The organism is Gemmatimonadota bacterium, from assembly GCA_040882465.1.
Taxonomy (GTDB): Bacteria; Gemmatimonadota; Gemmatimonadetes; order Longimicrobiales; family Gaopeijiaceae; genus JBBEBG01.
Genome location: JBBEBG010000026.1, coordinates 66,788 through 83,241 on the forward strand (window position 1 = coordinate 66,788; position 16,454 = coordinate 83,241).

General features: G+C 66.0%; 15 protein-coding genes. 11 read left to right on the forward strand and 4 right to left on the reverse strand.

Going from position 1 to position 16,454, the window contains the following annotated elements:
• Nucleotides 1-24: 24 nt before the first annotated feature.
• On the reverse strand, nucleotides 25-1,080 hold the full coding sequence (gene thyX, locus WEG36_08240; GenBank protein MEX1257591.1) for an FAD-dependent thymidylate synthase: 1,056 nt from the start codon (nucleotides 1,078-1,080) through the stop codon (nucleotides 25-27).
• Nucleotides 1,081-1,170: 90 nt separating this feature from the next.
• Between thyX and hemE the strand changes: the two genes are divergently transcribed.
• The 9 genes from hemE to WEG36_08285 all read left to right on the forward strand — a co-directional run bounded on the left by hemE (nucleotide 1,171) and on the right by WEG36_08285 (nucleotide 10,392).
• The gene (gene hemE / locus WEG36_08245) at nucleotides 1,171-2,241 is read left to right on the forward strand and encodes a uroporphyrinogen decarboxylase (protein ID MEX1257592.1); all 1,071 of its coding nucleotides are present in this window, start codon (nucleotides 1,171-1,173) and stop codon (nucleotides 2,239-2,241) included.
• Entirely contained in the window at nucleotides 2,238-3,293 is a 1,056-nt protein-coding gene (gene hemH / locus WEG36_08250; protein ID MEX1257593.1) for a ferrochelatase, read from the forward strand. Before hemE ends, hemH begins: the two co-directional genes overlap by 4 nt.
• Nucleotides 3,294-3,395: 102 nt before the next feature.
• Nucleotides 3,396-5,048: an ABC transporter substrate-binding protein gene (locus tag WEG36_08255; GenBank protein ID MEX1257594.1), complete on the forward strand. Its 1,653-nt coding sequence runs from the start codon at nucleotides 3,396-3,398 to the stop codon at nucleotides 5,046-5,048.
• Nucleotides 5,049-5,069: 21 nt separating this feature from the next.
• On the forward strand, nucleotides 5,070-6,053 hold the full coding sequence (locus WEG36_08260; protein ID MEX1257595.1) for an ABC transporter permease: 984 nt from the start codon (nucleotides 5,070-5,072) through the stop codon (nucleotides 6,051-6,053).
• A 1-nt stretch (nucleotide 6,054) separates the two neighbouring features.
• Complete coding sequence (locus WEG36_08265) at nucleotides 6,055-7,185, forward strand: ABC transporter permease (protein ID MEX1257596.1); 1,131 nt, start codon at nucleotides 6,055-6,057, stop codon at nucleotides 7,183-7,185.
• Between the two features lie 12 nt (nucleotides 7,186-7,197).
• Nucleotides 7,198-7,599: a hypothetical protein gene (locus WEG36_08270; protein ID MEX1257597.1), complete on the forward strand. Its 402-nt coding sequence runs from the start codon at nucleotides 7,198-7,200 to the stop codon at nucleotides 7,597-7,599.
• Nucleotides 7,592-9,421 carry a M1 family metallopeptidase gene (locus tag WEG36_08275; protein MEX1257598.1) on the forward strand — a complete coding sequence of 610 codons (1,830 nt, stop codon included), beginning with the start codon at nucleotides 7,592-7,594 and terminating at the stop codon, nucleotides 9,419-9,421. The genes WEG36_08270 and WEG36_08275 overlap by 8 nt, the downstream gene beginning before the upstream one ends.
• A 162-nt stretch (nucleotides 9,422-9,583) precedes the next feature.
• Nucleotides 9,584-9,952, forward strand: a complete 369-nt coding sequence (locus WEG36_08280; GenBank protein MEX1257599.1) for a metalloregulator ArsR/SmtB family transcription factor — start codon at nucleotides 9,584-9,586, stop codon at nucleotides 9,950-9,952.
• Complete coding sequence (locus tag WEG36_08285; GenBank protein ID MEX1257600.1) at nucleotides 9,949-10,392, forward strand: SRPBCC domain-containing protein; 444 nt, start codon at nucleotides 9,949-9,951, stop codon at nucleotides 10,390-10,392. The genes WEG36_08280 and WEG36_08285 overlap by 4 nt, the downstream gene beginning before the upstream one ends.
• 17 nt (nucleotides 10,393-10,409) lie before the next feature.
• Here the strand turns inward: WEG36_08285 and WEG36_08290 are convergent, their stop codons facing one another.
• Nucleotides 10,410-11,606, reverse strand: a complete 1,197-nt coding sequence (locus WEG36_08290; GenBank protein ID MEX1257601.1) for a DUF3810 domain-containing protein — start codon at nucleotides 11,604-11,606, stop codon at nucleotides 10,410-10,412.
• Nucleotides 11,585-13,057, reverse strand: a complete 1,473-nt coding sequence (locus tag WEG36_08295) for an aminopeptidase P family protein (GenBank protein ID MEX1257602.1) — start codon at nucleotides 13,055-13,057, stop codon at nucleotides 11,585-11,587. The genes WEG36_08290 and WEG36_08295 overlap by 22 nt, the downstream gene beginning before the upstream one ends.
• Before the next feature lie 145 nt (nucleotides 13,058-13,202).
• Between WEG36_08295 and WEG36_08300 the strand changes: the two genes are divergently transcribed.
• Nucleotides 13,203-14,246, forward strand: a complete 1,044-nt coding sequence (locus WEG36_08300; GenBank protein MEX1257603.1) for a M28 family peptidase — start codon at nucleotides 13,203-13,205, stop codon at nucleotides 14,244-14,246.
• Between the two features lie 70 nt (nucleotides 14,247-14,316).
• Here the strand turns inward: WEG36_08300 and WEG36_08305 are convergent, their stop codons facing one another.
• The gene (locus WEG36_08305; GenBank protein ID MEX1257604.1) at nucleotides 14,317-15,060 is read right to left on the reverse strand and encodes an enoyl-CoA hydratase; all 744 of its coding nucleotides are present in this window, start codon (nucleotides 15,058-15,060) and stop codon (nucleotides 14,317-14,319) included.
• A 110-nt stretch (nucleotides 15,061-15,170) separates the two neighbouring features.
• Between WEG36_08305 and WEG36_08310 the strand changes: the two genes are divergently transcribed.
• A complete protein-coding gene (locus tag WEG36_08310; protein ID MEX1257605.1) occupies nucleotides 15,171-16,448 on the forward strand; it encodes a hypothetical protein in 1,278 nt (425 codons plus the stop codon).
• Nucleotides 16,449-16,454: the final 6 nt, after the last annotated feature.

Consider the following 16,454-nt stretch of genomic DNA (forward strand, 5'->3'; position numbering starts at 1 on the left):
CACGGGAACTGTGGGGATCCGCCCCTATTCGAACCCACCCGGGACGGCTTCTTCCATCTCTTCGGCGACGGACTCCGCCGAGCGCATCGCTGAAAGATCGAGATCGAATTCCGGGAGGGTGAGGGGGCGCAGCTTGTCCCGAAGCTCCTGGATTTCCCGAGCGGAGAGTCCGAGGGCGGCGAGGGCAGGGCCATCGAGGCCTCGCGCTCCCGGCCGGACCTCGACCGCATCCTCTCCCCGCGGCTGGAGAAGTCGTCCGAGCGCCTCCAGTTCCCCGCGGCTCACGCTCGCACCTCCCAGGTCGTAGTCCAGCCATGCCTCGAAGGAGAGGGGAGCGACCCGCTTCACGATTCCCGCCATCACGCGCGCGTACTCCCGGATCTCCCACTGTGCGTGTGGATCGGCTCTCAGCGAGAGGAAGTGAAGGATGTTGTGGAGGTCGATCTTCCAATACCACTGCGTGAAGGTCGAAAGCGGAAGGTCTATGCGGGCCAGCTCCCGGGCCAGATCCTCCTCGAGGAGCCAGGCGTAGGTTGCGGAGCTTTCCGCGCGGAGGCGGTCCCACCGCGCGACCGCGGTATCCCACAGCTCGCGCGGGGCCACTTCGTCCCGCCCCTGCCGGTTCGACCGGCTCTGTAGCGCGAAATGCTCCCGCTCCGGCCGGTAAAAGAGAAGCGGCATCAACGAATAACGGCCGCTGTATTCGTTCACCGAGGCCGTGCGATGTCGTATCCACTGGCGGGCGATGAACATCGGCATCGCGCAGTGGAACTTGAGCTCCACCATTTCGGAAGGGGTCGTGTGCCGGTGCCGGCGCAGGTACCGGATGAGCCCCCGCGTCGCGGATTGCTTCCGGGTCCCGTAGCCGTAGCTGACGCGGGCCGCCCTTTCAACGTCCTCGTCGGAACCCATATAGTCCACGAGAGAGACGAAGCCGTGGTCGAGCACGGGAAAGTAGCCGCCCAGGATCTCTTCGGCGGCGGGGACGGTCGGGCGGCGGGTTTGCATGAAGGAGAATAGAGAAAAGATCGGCGCCTCCGGCAACCGGGTGACCCCCTCTCCGGATGCTGATAGATTCACTTCCGCCTTGCTCCCGGCGCCCTCCCGCAAGCCGGCAGGGACGTTCCAGGGAGGCGGCCGCCCCGATCCGCCTCACTCACATCCGGACCGATGAACGACCGCTTCATTCGCGCGCTCCGCCGGGAACCCCTCGACCGGACCCCGGTCTGGTTCATGCGGCAAGCGGGTCGATCGCTTCCGCGTTACGCCCAGCTCAAGGGCGAACGCGATCTCCTGGAGGTCACCCGGGACCCCGAGTTAACCGCCCGAATCACCGCCCTACCCCTCGAATACTTCCCCGTGGACGCGGCCGTCCTCTTTGCCGACATCTCGACGATTTTTCTCGGCGCGGGGCTCAGGGTATCCATCGAGAGGGGCGCGGGGCCCGTGCTTCCCCACCCGTACGACACGGCGGCGCGGATACGGTCTCTCCAGCCCTTCGACCCGCGCGATACCCTGGACTTCGTCCTCGAGACGGTGCGCCTCCTCAAGGAGCGCCTCGATGTTCCCGTGATCGGCTTCGTGGGCGCGCCCTTCACCCTCATGACCTACCTGGTCGAGTCGCCGCGCTCGAAGGAGCGGCAGGGGACCAAGCGGTTCATGTGGGCCGAACCCGCTCTGTGGGACGAGCTGATGTCCTATTGGGCCGAGCACCTCCTCTCCTTCGCGCGGGCCCAGGCCGAGGCGGGCGCCGCCGGGATCCAACTCTTCGACTCCTGGGCGGGCTGTCTCTCGCCCGAGGACTACCGCCGCCACGCCCTTCCTTACTCCCGCCGCATCTTGCGGGGGCTTGCGGATGCCGGGGTGCTCTCGATCCATTTCGCGACCGGAAATCCCGAGCTCCTCCCACTTCTCGCGGAAGCCGGCGGGGACGCGATCGGGCTCGATTGGCGGGTCGCCATCAACAAGGCCTGGGAGCTCGTCGGACACGACCGGGCCGTCCAGGGGAACCTCGATCCGGCCTGTCTCCTGGCCGGCCGTGACTTCGCGATCGCCCGCACCGACGAGATTCTGAAGAGGGTCGGCGGGCGCCCGGGTCACATCTTCAACGTCGGCCATGGTCTTCTTCCCGAGACCGACCCCGAAGTCGTGCGGGCCGTCGTCGAGCACGTGCACTCCGTAGACCTCGATGCGCTTCGGCGCGGAAGAGTTGCGTCCCTTAGGGGAAAGGGCGGACCATGAAGCTCGGCATTCTCGTCCTCAACTTCGGCGAGCCGGCCGAAGCGACTCCCGGGCAGGTCATCCCCTTCCTCGAGAGGATCTTCCTGGCGAATGCCGGACTCGAGGATCCCTCCGATCCCGACGCCGGGCGCAGACGGAGCCGCGAGCTCGCCGAGCGGCGGGCGCCGGGGCTCATCGAGGAATACCGGGAGATCGGCTCCTCCCCCATGAACGCGCAGGCGTTGGCGCAGGCGGAGGCACTCGAGGCGGAGCTCCTCCGCCGGGGACACGCTCCAGTCGTCCTCCACGCCTTTCAGTTCACCGATCCGCTCGTTGCGGAAGGCGTGGCGCGGGCTCGCGAGGCCGGCGTCACCACCCTGGTGGGACTCCCGGTTTACCCGCTGTGCGGCCCCTCCACGACCGTCGCCGCGCTGAACGACGTGCAGAAGGCGCTCGATGCGCTGGGATGGGCGGTGGACTTCCGCGGCATCTCCGGCTGGCACCGCCACCCCCTCTACCTCGACCTTCGCGCGGACGCGATCCGGGACGCTGCCGCCCGGGACGGGGTGAGCCTGGCCGAAGCGGGCTCACGCCTCGTGTTTTCCGCCCACGGGACCCCGAAGAAGTACCTGGGTGAAGGGAGCCGGTACGTCGAATACGTGGAGGAGTTTTGCCGCGAGACCGCATCGCGGCTTGGGATCGAGGGATACGATCTCGGTTATCAGAATCACACGAATCGAAAGATCGAGTGGACTCAGCCCGACATCACGGAAGTGGTCCGATCGGTCCGCGCCACGCGAATCGTGGTGGATCCGATCTCCTTCATGCACGAACAATCCGAAACCCTCGCCGAGCTCGATATCGAGCTTCGGGAGGAGGCGGAGAAGGCTGGTCTCGCATTCCATCGCGTCCCGGTCCCCCATGACGACGCGCGATTCGCGGTCGTGCTGGCGGATCTCGTGGAGGCTATCCTCTCCGAGGATCGCGCCGCCTCCGGGGTGAGCCTCCGCCCCTGCCGTTGTCGGGCCACCGGTGACACCTTCTGCCTCAACGCGCCATCCCAGAAGGCTTGAGCGGGTGAGAGGGGAGGGCCCTCCGCCGGGCCTTCCGGGTACAATCGCGGTCGGTCACGGCCGATCTTGCCCGTCCACCCCGGAGCCCGGTACTCTTCGAAAATGAGATCCATCGCGCCTCGCCTCGCCCTCGTTCACCTTCTCGTCCTCTCGGCCTGCTCGGGAGGCTCCGGCTCGGGAGGGACCACTCAGGGAAGCTCGGTCACGATCATCGAGATCGCGGACATCTCGAAGCCGCATCCGCTGATCTCGGAGACTTCGCTCGACAACGGTGTCTCGGCCATCCTCTATCGCCCGATTCTCGGCCCGCGTTGGGAAAACGGCGAGCTGCAGTACCTCACGGCCGAAGACGACGTGACGGCGCTCGCCCGGAGCTACGAGTATTTCGGGCCCGATTCGGCCTCGATTCGATATCATCTCCGCAGTGACGCCCGATGGTCCGACGGCCGTCCCGTGACCGCGCATGACGCTGTTTGGACGATGGAGACGCGCGGCGATCCCCGCACCGCGTCTCCTCGCCAGGAATACAACCGCCAGATCCGTGAAATCGTCGCGGAGGACGATTCCACTCTCGTCGTCCACTTCACCCGCCGTTACCCGGAGATGCTCTTCCACACGGGTGGAGCCGTGGCGCCCAGGCACCTCTATGAGGACACGGATCCCGCCCAGTTGCGGAGCCATCCCGCGGTCAACAACCCCGGCGGCGGCAACCTCGTGGTGAGCGGACCTTACATGATCGGCGAGTGGCTCAGGGGCCAGCGCCTCGTCCTGGTGCCGAATCCGGAATTCCAGCCGCAGCCGAACATCCAGCGGGTCGTTTTTCTCCCGATCCCGGAGGAAACGACCCGGATGATCGAGCTCCAGACGGGGAATGCGGACATGATGCAGCTCCCCTTCGACAAGCTGGAGCTCATCCGCACGCAGTCACCGGAAATTCGCTTCGAGGTTGAGCGGGGGCGGTTCTACGACTACATCGCATACAACCCCAACGCACACCCGTTTCTGGCGGACCCCGAGATCCGGCGCGCCCTGGGACTCGCCATTGACCGGCCCGCGCTGATCGCGGCGCTCCAGATCCAGGACTACGCCGCACCTGCGGGCGGACCGTACGCGCCCATCTTCCGGCTCCTCTACGACCCCGTCGCTCACGCCGCTCTTCCCTACGACACGCTCCAGGCGAAACAAATCCTCGACGCCAAGGGGTGGATCCCGGGTCCGGACGGTACTCGAGTGCGGAGCGGGACTCGCTTCGCATTTACCCTGGCGACGAACGCCGGGAACCAGCGCCGGGCCGACGCGTCACAGATCATCCAGCAGGCCTGGCGGAGGATCGGCGTGGACGTGCAGCTCCAGACGCTCGAATCGAACACCTTCTTCGACAGGCTAAACCAGAGGAACTTCGAAGCCGCCCTGGCCGGTTGGGGGGTGGGACTCGCAGCCGACATGTCCGACATGTGGCAGGGCGACAATCCGTTCAACCAGACCGCTTTCGAAAACGCGGAGGTGAACCGCCTCTTCGACACCGCCCTCAGTCAGCCCACCGAGGAGCTGGCGGCGCCCTATTGGCGGGAAGCCGCAACTCTCATCGTGGCCGAGCAGCCGTACAGCTGGCTCTATTACATGGACCAGGTCTGGGGGGTCAACGACCGCATCCGAAACACGCGCATCGATACCCTCGGGAGCTACCAGAACATCCACGAGTGGACGATCGTGGGCGAGGAGGGGGGCGCGGCCGAAGGCGGCTCCCCCTCGTAGAGCGAGCCGGTCAGGACTGCAGTGTTCGCCTTCCTCGGCCGGCGGCTCCTCGGGGCAATCCCCCTGATCCTGGGGATCCTCACCCTCATCTTTTTTTTGATGCATCTGGCACCGGGTGATCCGACGACCCGGTACTTCGATCCGAACATCAGTCCCGAGGTGATCGCGCAGATGCGCGCCAACCTCGGCCTCGACCAGCCCCTCCCCATTCAGTATCTAAGGTGGATGGGCGCCTTCGTGCGCGGGGACTTCGGCTATTCCTTCGGCCAGATGCGGCCGATCGCCGACATTCTCCCCGAAGTGATGTGGAACACCCTCCAGCTCACTCTCGTCTCCCTCGTGATCATCTTCGTCCTGGGGATGCTCATCGGGATTTACCAGGCGGTGCGCCAGTACTCAACCGGGGACAACGTCCTCACCTTTCTGGCCCTCTTTTTTTATTCGATGCCGGGGTTCTGGTTTGCCCTCATGCTCATCCTGATCTTCGCGCTCAAGGCGAGCCAGGGGGACTGGTGGATCCAATTCCCGGCGTCCCAGATGACGAGCCTGAATTACGGTACGATGAACCCGGGTGCGCAGATCGGGGATCGCATCATGCATCTCATCCTGCCCTCGATCGCGCTCGGGGTGGGTTCGGCCGCGGGGGTCGCCCGCTACATGCGTGGCTCGATGCTCGAGGTGATCCGACAGGATTACATCCGCACGGCCCGTGCGAAGGGGCTCAGCGAGGGGAAGGTGGTTTTTAAGCACGCCCTGCGGAACGCCCTTCTCCCGATCATCACGCTCATGGGTCTCACCCTTCCCTACCTCTTCGGGGGATCGGTGCTCGTCGAGACGATCTTCGCCTGGCCGGGAATGGGACGGCTCATCGTGGACGCAGTCTTCCAGCGGGACTATCCGCTCATCATGGCGACGAGCTTCGTCATCTCCGTGATGGTGATCCTGGGGAACCTCGTCGCCGACGCGCTTTACGCGGTGGCCGATCCGCGGATCCGAGTGAAGTAGGATGACGCGCCCCCTCGATCTCGCCTTCGCCGCTCTCCTCCCCGGAGCGAATCATCTCCGCCGGGGACGGCTCGGCCTGGGCACGACGCTCCTGGCGACCTGGGGCGCGTCCTTGGCCCTCGGCGTGGTGAGGTGGAACCGCGTCATTGCGATCGTTCAGGCGCCGGTCCTCCGGCTGGACGGCTTGCTCGCGTTAGGGACCCTCCTTCTCCTCCTGGCGCTGACCTGGGGCGTGGCCCTCCGCGACCTCCGAGAGCGCGAGCCCTCCCGAGAGGCACGCGGCGGCGTCTCCCAGTGGGCGATCGCCGCGCAGAGCTTCAGGAAGAACCGGATGGCGATGGCAGGACTGGGGGTCATGATCGTCCTGTACGTCGTGACCCTCCTCACCCCCCTCATCGCCCCCTTCGACCCGGCCGTCCAGGGCGACATCGTCGCGACGCGGTACCTTAGCCCTTCCCTCGAAAACTTCATGGGAACCGACCGCTTCGGCCGGGACATCTTCACGCGTACCCTTTATGGGGCGCGGATCTCGCTCTCCATCGGCTTCATCGCGATGGCGATCGGTGTGACCATCGGCACGCTGCTGGGCGCGGTAGGAGGATACTTCGGCGGATTCGTGGACTCGGGACTGATGCGCCTCACCGACCTGATGCTCGCCTTCCCCCGGCTCATCCTCCTCATCGTCATCATCGCGATGTTCGAGCCGTCGATTTTCATGGTGGTGGCCATCCTCGGATTCACGGGGTGGATGGGAATCGCGCGGATCGTCCGGAGCGAAGTGCTCTCGCTCCGCGAACGAGAGTTCGTGCAGGCGGCCCGTGCCCTGGGGATGAGCGATCTCCGTATCGTGCTTCGACACGTAATCCCCAATACCCTCGCTCCGGTGATCGTCTTCTCGACCCTCCTGATCGGGAACACGATCCTCGTCGAGGCCGGCCTCTCCTTCCTCGGGCTCGGCGTGCAGGCACCCACCCCTAGCTGGGGAAACATGATCTCGGAGGGGCGGGACGCCCTCCTCACGGCCTGGTGGATCGCCACCTTTCCAGGGCTCGCCATCGTCTTTACCGTGGTGGCATTCAACCTTCTCGGCGACGGCCTCCGGGACGCCCTGGATCCGCGCCTCCGCACCTGACGGGCTCATTCCATGTTTCTTTCGCTCCTCCTCGCGACGCTCCTCATCTCCCTCGCCGTCTCCCTCGCGGTGGGAGCCACATTTCGCGTGCCAATCGGCCGGATCCTCGAGAGATTGGTCGGTGTGGAGCTGGCACCCGCATGGCGACGCTACGTCTTTTTCGCCGTCGTGATCGTGGGCGTATCCGGAGGGGTGCGCATTTACCAGATGGAGCGCTATCTCTCCACAGAGGCTCCGGGAGGCACCCAACTCGTTCTGGATCGAGACCGCTGGGTGCTCGAGGTTTACGGCACGATCATGGGATCTCTCCAGAGCATGGCCTGGATGCTCCTCGTCTTTTTCCTCGTCTCCCTCGTTGCTTACGTGCTCGTCCGCGGATTCGAGATGCGGCGAGAGCGGAAGGCGGATGGCTAACCGGAGCGGGCCCGCGCGCTTCAACCGCCGCGGCGCACCGCCGGGCGCGGTCGTCCTCTTCTTCTGGAGTTTCCTGTCGCTCGCTGCGGCGGGGTGTTCGTACATGCCCTGGTTCCGGGGCCCGGAGACGCCGCTCGCTCCACTCTGGGATTCGGTTTCCCCGCCGCCACTCGCCTACGCGGATTCACTCGTCGAACCCGAGCCGATCGCAATCGGAGTTCCGCCGCCCTCCGGGGGCACCACCCGGAACATGAACGTCCTCCACTACGACGTGGAGCTCGTCCTCCCTCCCGAGAACGACCGCGTTTCCACTCGGACGACGATCCGGTACCTCCGGGATGGCGTCGGCCCGCACCTCGTGGAGCTCGACTTCACGGGGCTTCCCGTCGTGCTCGTCACCCACAGGGGCCGGGCCCTCGACTTCGTCCAGGACGAGGGGCTCCTCCGGTTTCAAAGCCCGGGCCGCCCCGGGATTTACGACACCCTCCAGGTCGAAGTGATGGCGCGCGGCGTCCCCGACGATGGCCTCATCCTGCGGGACAACGTGCATGGCGCACCGTCCGCGTTTGCGGACAACTGGCCCGATCGGGCGCGGTATTGGTTTCCCGCCAACGATCACCCATCCGACAAGGCAACCGTTTCCTTCACCGTTCACGCCCCCGAGGGAAAGCGCGTCATCGCGAACGGAGTTCAGGTGGGAGCGCCGGTGCCCGCGGACTCTTCCCGCACGGGGGGGATCGGGGGGCTCGTCACCTGGCGATGGGAATCCCGCGTCTCGATCCCGACCTACCTGATGGTCGTCGGCGTCGCCGAGATGGAGGTTCTCGACCAGGGGCTCGCGGCGTGCGGCAGGGCCCCCGCATCCCCTCGTCCCGACGGATGCGTCGAGGTCACGGGGTGGGCTTTCCCGGCCGACCTCGAGCACGCCGCCCAGGTCTTCGCGCGGGCGCCGCAGATGGTGGACCTCTACGCGGGCCTCCTTGGACCGTATCCCTTCGAGAAGCTTGCCAACGTTCAGTCCTCGACCCGCTTCGGAGGAATGGAGAACGCGTCGGCCATCTTCTATTCGGAACAGGCGATCGCGCAGCGCCGCGACATCGAAGGAACCGTCGCCCATGAGATCGCCCATCAGTGGTTCGGAAACTCGGTGACCCCGGCCGAGTGGTCGCACCTCTGGCTCTCGGAGGGGTTCGCCAGCTACCTGGGTCCCTATTTCTGGGAACACGCCGAAAGCGACGCCGCATTCAAGAGCCGGATAACACGGGCGCGCGCCGAGTACCTCGATTCCGACGTTGTCGGACGCCCTGTGGTGGACGAGTCCGTCTCGAATCTTCTCGACCTCCTGAACGAAAATTCCTACGAAAAGGGCGCCCTCGTCCTGCACATGCTCCGCTGGGTGATGGGCGATCGCGCCTTCTTCGCCGGGCTTCAGCGGTATTACCTCCGCCACGCGGGCGGCAACGTGGTTACCGCGGACTTCCAGCGCGCGATGGAAGACGAGTACGGCCAGTCGCTCGAGTGGTTCTTTCAACCCTGGCTCTATCGCCCGGGCTACCCGGTCTTCCGCACCGCCTGGAGCTGGGACGAGGGCGCCCACCGCGCCCGAGTCAACATCACGCAGATCCAGGACCTGTCCTGGCCCGTTTATCGCCTCCCCATCGAGCTCGAGTTCCAGCTCGACGGAGGAGTCCATCGCGTCACCCAATGGATCGAGGCCCGGGAGTGGGTCATGGAAGTTGCGATCCCCGAGCGCCCCGCCGCGATGCGACTCGACCCGGACGGCTGGATCCTCATGCGGGAGGAACGTACGAGCGGACCCTGACTCTTATCGCCCTCGGACGACCGCCGAACCGGTACCGGCCCCGCGCCCGCCTCCCCCTTTTTTTTGGCATCACTTCGCTCCTCCACCTTCGCTTCGGCCGCCTCCGGAAGTTCCCCACCACATCTCTTGCGCCGGCCTCTTCGTCCCTCTATAGTTCACCTAATGGTTAACTATTCTGAACGCAGGTACGACGCCCTTTTTCTGGCCCTCGCCGACGCCACGCGCCGCGCCATGGTGCGACGACTGAGCCGAGGACCCGCCACCATCGGCGAGCTCGGACGCCCCTTCGCGATGACAAAGCCGGCCGTTACGAAGCATGTGAAGAAGCTCGAAGAAGCCGGGCTCATCCGGCGCGAAAGGCGCGGTCGCACCCACACCTGCGTCCTCGATCCTGCCGCCATGCTTCGCGGGGAGGAATGGATGGAACGCCACAGGAAGTTCTGGGAGTCGTGCCTCGACCGGCTCGTGAGGGTCGTCGAGGCGACCGCCGTAGAAGTTCCCGATCACCCAGCGAAGGGAGCCGAAGAATGACCCCGAAGACGAAGGCGCACGAGATCGAGCTGGAGCGCACGCTGCATGCCCCGGCAGGCAAAGTGTGGGACGCACTGACCAAGCGCTCCGAGCTCTCCCGATGGTACGCCCCCACGGACGATTTCCGGACCGAGGTCCTCGAATGGGACCTCCGAGTCGGGGGGACTTTCCGCATCGCCATGCATGCGCCCGATGGGAAGACTCACACCTGTTTCGGTGTCTTCCGAGAAATCACCCCCGGTAGACGACTGTCGTATACCTGGAGCTGGGAGGGGCAGGACCCGATGGACTCCATCGTGGCCTTCGACCTCTCCGAGAAAGGCGGCCAGACCATCCTCCGCCTTACTCACACCGGACTTCCCTCGGAAGAGGCTCGGGCGCACCACGAACGGGGTTGGGTGGGAATCGCCGGGCGGCTCGAGGCGCTCTGGGCCGCGTAGCGCCGGGGATACGCCCCTCAGATTTTCGGCGCCTGGGACACCGCGGGCGCGGGGGGAGGGGGAAAGAGGACCTCCTCTCCTCGCGCTCGTGCGAGGGCGATGAGAACCCAGACGCTCCCCTGATAACTCGAAACCCCCTCGGGAATCCCGTGGGACCTGAGCATGACGTCGTTGGCGCGCGTCGCCGCGGCGCGGGCGACACCCTGCGTGGGCTCCCAATACGCCCGTAGGTCCTCGAGGTCTCGCGTGACCCCGGGATCCCGGCTTCTAGCGAGCTCCCGCGCCTCCGACGGGGAGACACTCTGGAGCGCGGAGAGGAGCTGTCGCTGGAGAAAGACGTAGGCTCCATAACGGGCGACGGGATCGTCGGATGCCCGGGCGACGAGGAAACCGAGCACATTTGCTTCGTCCTCCCTGGCGAATCCCCGCTGGTGCGCCATTTCGTGCCCTAAATCGATTCCCTGGATGACGGCGGGAAGGTCCCCGAGGACGAGGGCTTCTCCGGTGAATGGGAAGTGCATCCCCGCGATCCCGAAGGGCTTCACCATGCGTGAAGCGAGGAACGCCTTGGGCGCACCAAAATCCTTCGCGACCAGCGGATGGAATCGGAATTCTTGCTGAACCCGTGCCCAGGCCTCGTCGAGGGCTCGGCTCGCCGATGAAATCGGCTGCGCGGAGGTCGGTTCGCCCGCGTCCTCGGAGCCGTGAATCTCGCGGTAGAGGAGATTCGAGGTCTCCACCGCTCTGAGCGCAAGCCGGTGCAGCTCGGCCGAGCTCACCTCTCCCGCGGTCTCGATCTCCAAGCGGGCCTCGAGTCCGGGGCGCGCGTACTGGGCTCCCCAAAGGAGGTAGAAGAGGAAGAGGACGATCCCGGCGTCCTGCGCGAGGCGCAGCGTTCCGGCCCCCACGGAACGGGCGAACCCGATTTCACCCGAGAGGAGCCTCCGAAGCCCCTTCGCGCCACCGACGAGCTGGCGGACGAGAACCGCCGCGACGAAGAGCTCGGCGAGCGAAAACGCGATGATCCCGGAAAGGAGCGAGAGCCCCCGCCGGAGCTCGGGAATCGGTCCCGTGCCAGCGAACAGCTCGGCGAGAGCGGGAGAATAGCTGAGGGCGAGGAAGCCCACCCACCCCAGGACACCGAGCGCGATCCCCGCGAATCGCCGGATAAGGGGGATGGGCGGCGCCGCCTTCACCTCCACTCGCGATACCACTCCACCCAGTCCGCGTTGCGCCCCTCCGGCGCGGTCCAGGGCCGGGCCATTCCCGCTTCGATCTCCTCGATCTCCCTCGGACCCGGAGAGATCCACTCCACCCCGCCTTCGGTGATCAGGTAATCGTCCTCGATCCGGACCCCGATGTTCACGTACCGCTGGAAAGCCGGGGCGACGGCGTCCCGTAGGGCGCGATTTCGCGGCGTATCGGGAAGCACTTCGGTGAAGAGGTTGGGGCGGACATAAATCCCGGGTTCGATCGTGAAGGGAACACCCGCCTCCAAAGTGGAGGGCCAGGGATCGTGTACATCCAGGCCGATCCCATGTCCCAGGGCGTGCATATAATAGAGGAAGTACTGGGGAACCTGCTGCCCGCCCGCCTCATCGTAGGTCGCGTTGGGCCCCTCGATCAGGCCGAGCCCGGTCAGGCCGCGGGCGAGAACGCTCGTGGCCACCTGCGACATCTGCGCCTGGGTGACACCGGGACGCGCGATCGCCTCGGCCGCCGCCTGAGCGTCCCGGACGAGCTGGTAGATCTCCCGCTGAGCGTCGGTAAAACGCCCGCGCACGGGGAAGGTTCTCGTGACGTCGGCGGCATACCCCCCGTAACTCGCGCCGATGTCCACGACGACGACGTCTCCCGTTTCCATGTATCGGTCGTTCGCGTTGTAGTGGAGGACGGTCGAATTGCGCCCCGAGCCCACGATGGAGGAAAAGGCCGGCCGCTCTGCCCCGTAGCGGCGGAAGGTGTACTCGAGAAGGGCCTGGATCTCGAACTCGTTCATGCCCGGCCCGAGGGCGCCCATGATTTCATCATGCGCCTGGATGGTGATCGCGGTCGCGCGGAGGAGGAGTGCGATCTCCGCCTCGGACTTCACTCCGCGGAGTTGACTTACCGCCCCGGAAACCGATTGGACCTCGACCCCGTTCCGACCTCCGAGGAGCCCCTGGACCCGTTGCGTCACGTCGTTTTTGATCTCCGCGGACGGCGCGTATGGTCCGGCCACGCTCACCGACGACCACCCCGATGCGAGGAGAGAATCCAGGACTTCCGTGAGCTCGTCCACGCTCCGGCCGGCGATTCCCGTGGCCGCCCGCGCGCCCTCGGGTCCCACGCGGTATCCCTCCCAGGTCTCGTCGGCGGGCGCCCGGGGGTTCACGAAAAGAATCTCGCGTTCGATCTGCCCGTTTCGCACGAGCATGACCAGGGCCGCGTTCGGCTCGGTGAACCCGGTGAGATACCGGAAAGGAGAGTTCTGGAAAAAGGAGATGTAGTCCTGTGGCGGTTCCGCGCTCCCCATCCCCAGAACGAGACCGTTCTGCACGACCTCGGCGAGTGATTCCCGCCTCCCGGCATATTCCTCCGGAGCGATCTGTGCCGCCGCGGGGAGGGGAAAAATAAACCAGAGAAGGAAAAGGGCGTTCGAAATCGGCTGCGTCAGTCGCTTCACGGTGTGTTCTCCGAGTGAGGATCGCCTACGATACGATACGCCGCCACGGACCCGGCGAACACCACCCCCCGTGGAGTGTAATGGTACGATCTAGAGGGGCCAGGGATCCCCACCCCACGCCGTTCTCCGCCAGAGCGACTCTGCCATGCGGCTCCTCTCACCTCCCTTCCGATCAACCATCGCGGTCACCCTCGCGCTTTCCGGTTCGTGCGTGGGTGGCGTTTCCCCGGAAGGTGAGCTCGCCGGCCGGGAAAGTGCCCTCGCCTCGCCCGGCGGGGAGGTTTTCCGTCCGGCCCCCACCGCCTCGGACTCGCTCACGGCCGTCGAGCGGGATCGCCTCCTTGCCGACGTCGCCATCCTCGCCCACGACTCGATGGAGGGGCGGCGGGCCGGAAGCGAGGGGATCCAGCGCGCCCGCCGCTACCTCGTCGCCGAGCTCGCGGCTCGCGGGATCGCTCCGATGGATGGGAGATTCGAACGTTCGTTCCGCTTCCCGACCGGCGGCGGGGAGGTCGAGGCGGTCAACCTCCTCGGGGTGGTGCGCGGGACCGAGCATCCAGACGAGTTCATCGTCGTCACGGCGCACTACGATCACCTCGGGATCCGGGAAGGAGAGATTTTCAACGGCGCGGACGACAACGCCTCCGGGACGGCCGCGCTCCTCGCCCTCGCGGCGCGCTTCGCGGCCGAGCCCCCGCGTCACTCCTTCCTCTTCGCCCTCCTCGACGCCGAGGAAATGGGGCTTCGGGGTGCCCGCGAGTTCATCGCCGATCCGCCGACCCCGCTCGCCACGGTCCTCCTGAACGTCAATCTCGACATGGTGAGCCGGAGCGAGCTGGGGGAGTTGTACGCGGCCGGTACCCACCACTATCCCTTCCTCGCCCCGCTCGTGGCGGACGTGGCCGGCACTTCCGGGGCGCGCGTCCTCCTCGGGCACGACACACCGGATCTCCCTTCGGGGGACGACTGGACCCTCGCCTCCGACCATGGGCCGTTTCACGAGGCGGGAATCCCCTTCCTCTACTTCGGGGTCGAGGACCACGCCGGGTATCATGCCCCGTCGGACGACTTCGAGGGGATCACTCCCGCCTTCTTCGTCCAAGCTGTGGAGACGATACTCGATTTCGTCCGGCTCGCGGACGCGCGGGGCTCGGAGATCCGGGCCGCTTCGGGGAGGGCCCGCCCCTGAGGGGCGACGGTGAGTCGTTCCGGCGCCGGCCCCGCGCGTCGCCGGGGGGCGACGCGATAGCCTTCCCCGCTTACTTCTTCTGGAAGAAGGCCTCCATGGCCCGACGCGCTTCCTCGGAGCGGAGCCGCTCTCCGAAGACGCGCGCCTCCAGCCGCATCCGGTGGCGGACCACATCGCGCCCGGAGCGCAAAAGGGCCCTCGTCTCCCGCACCGCCTCCGGTGGGAGGGCGGCGAGCCGTTCGGCGAGTCGTCGCGCCTCTTCCAGGAGTGAAGCCGCTGGAAATACGCGTGTGACCAGCCCCGCGTCCAGGGCCGCTTCGGCCGTGAGAGGCTCCGCCAGAAGGAGCATCTCCGCCGCCCGTGCGGGCCCGATTCGCTCCGGAAGGAGGAGGCTCGATCCCGCTTCCGGCACGAGCCCCAGGGGGACGAAGGGAAGGTGGAATCGGGTCTCCTCGGCGGCGTACACAAGATCGCAGTGGAGAAGCAGTGTCGTCCCGATCCCGACCGCGAATCCATGAACGGCGGCGACGATCGGTTTCGTCCCGGTCGCCAGCGACTCGAGGAAGCGATTCGTGGGGGCGCTTTCGGGGTGGGGCGGGCGCGCGAGGAAGTCCTTGAGGTCGTTCCCGGCGCTGAACGCGGGCCCTTCCCCGGAGAGGAGAACCACCCTCAGCTCCGGATCCCGCTCCGCCCCTTCGAGGGCGTCAGCCAGAGCCGCGTACATTTCGACGGTCAACGCGTTCCGCTTTTCGGGCCGATTGAGACGGACATCGAGGACCGCACCCTGGCGCTCCACAAGGACCTGGTCGCTCATCCGATCTCTCCCGGGTTCGGGCGTGGAGGGCGGAACCCTGAACATTTCGGGGGTCTAGCGCGTCCCAGCCCCATGTGATGGTTACTTCAACCCTTCAAGCTAAGAGAGCGATGCGGAGAGTCCACGTCAGCCATCTCGTCCTCGTCGCGATCGTGATCGCCGCCGGGCACTCCCTCGATGCGCAGGAGCCGAACGGCGCGGCGCGCCCCCGCGTCTTTTTCGACTGCCAGGGACCGCAGTGCGATCTCACTTATTACCGAACGGAGATCGTCTGGGTGGACTGGGTCCGCGACGCCCAGGACTCGAACGTCCATGTCATCATGACGAGCCAGACGACCGGCGCCGGAGGACGAGAATACATCCTCGACTTCATCGGGCGGGGCCCCGCCGATGGATATGCCGCCCAAAGCCGCTACCGGGCCAACGCGACGGACACGCAACGGGAGGAGCTCGACGCCATCGCCTATACCCTCGCGCTCGCGCTCGCCCAGTTCGGAAACTCCGAGGGCTTCGGGGGAATGCTCCAGATCGAGCCCCTGAACGGCGGTCTCGTTGGGGGAGTGCCGGACCGCGTCCTCACCGCTGCCGAGGTGGACGATCCTTGGAACCTCTGGACCTTTCGGTTGAACGGGAGCGGGAACTTCAGCGGGGAAGAGACCCGAACGAGTATCCAGCTAAACACCGGGCTGAACGCTTCCCGGGTGACCCCGACCTGGAAGACGAGCTTTCAGGGAAGCTGGAATCTGAACCGCCAGGAGATCGACCGCACCGACGGCTCCGTCCTCGTGGACGAACGCATCAATTGGAGCCTCAACACGACCGTCGTTTATTCCCTCGCGGAGCACTGGTCCATCGGGTTCACGGGGGGCCCAGGGCGGATGACGAACCGCAATCAACGACTTCGGATGCAGATCAATCCCGCCATCGAATACAGCGTCTTCCCGTACGAAGAGGCGACCCGGCGCGCCTTCACCTTCTTCTACGAGATCGGGCCGGTCTATCGCGATTACTTCGAAGAGACGATTCATGGGAAAAACGACGAGGTACTTCTCGAGCAGGCCTTCCGGGTGGGGTTTTCGCAGCGCCAGCCCTGGGGAAACGCCTCCATCAACGCGGTCGCCTCGAGTTACATCCCCAAGACCCACCGCTACAATCTCTCCCTGAACGGGAACCTAAGCTACCGGCTGACCCGGGGGCTCGACCTGAACCTGAACGGGAATGTCTCTTCGGTGCGCGACCAGATCTATTTGTCGGGGAGGGGACTGACGGAGGAGGAGCGGCTCCTCAGAATCCGGCAGGAAGCGACCGACTACACCTACGGGGGCTCCGTCGGGATCTCTTACCAGTTCGGTTCCATCTTCAACAACGTGGTGAACAACCGCTTCTGAGGGCGC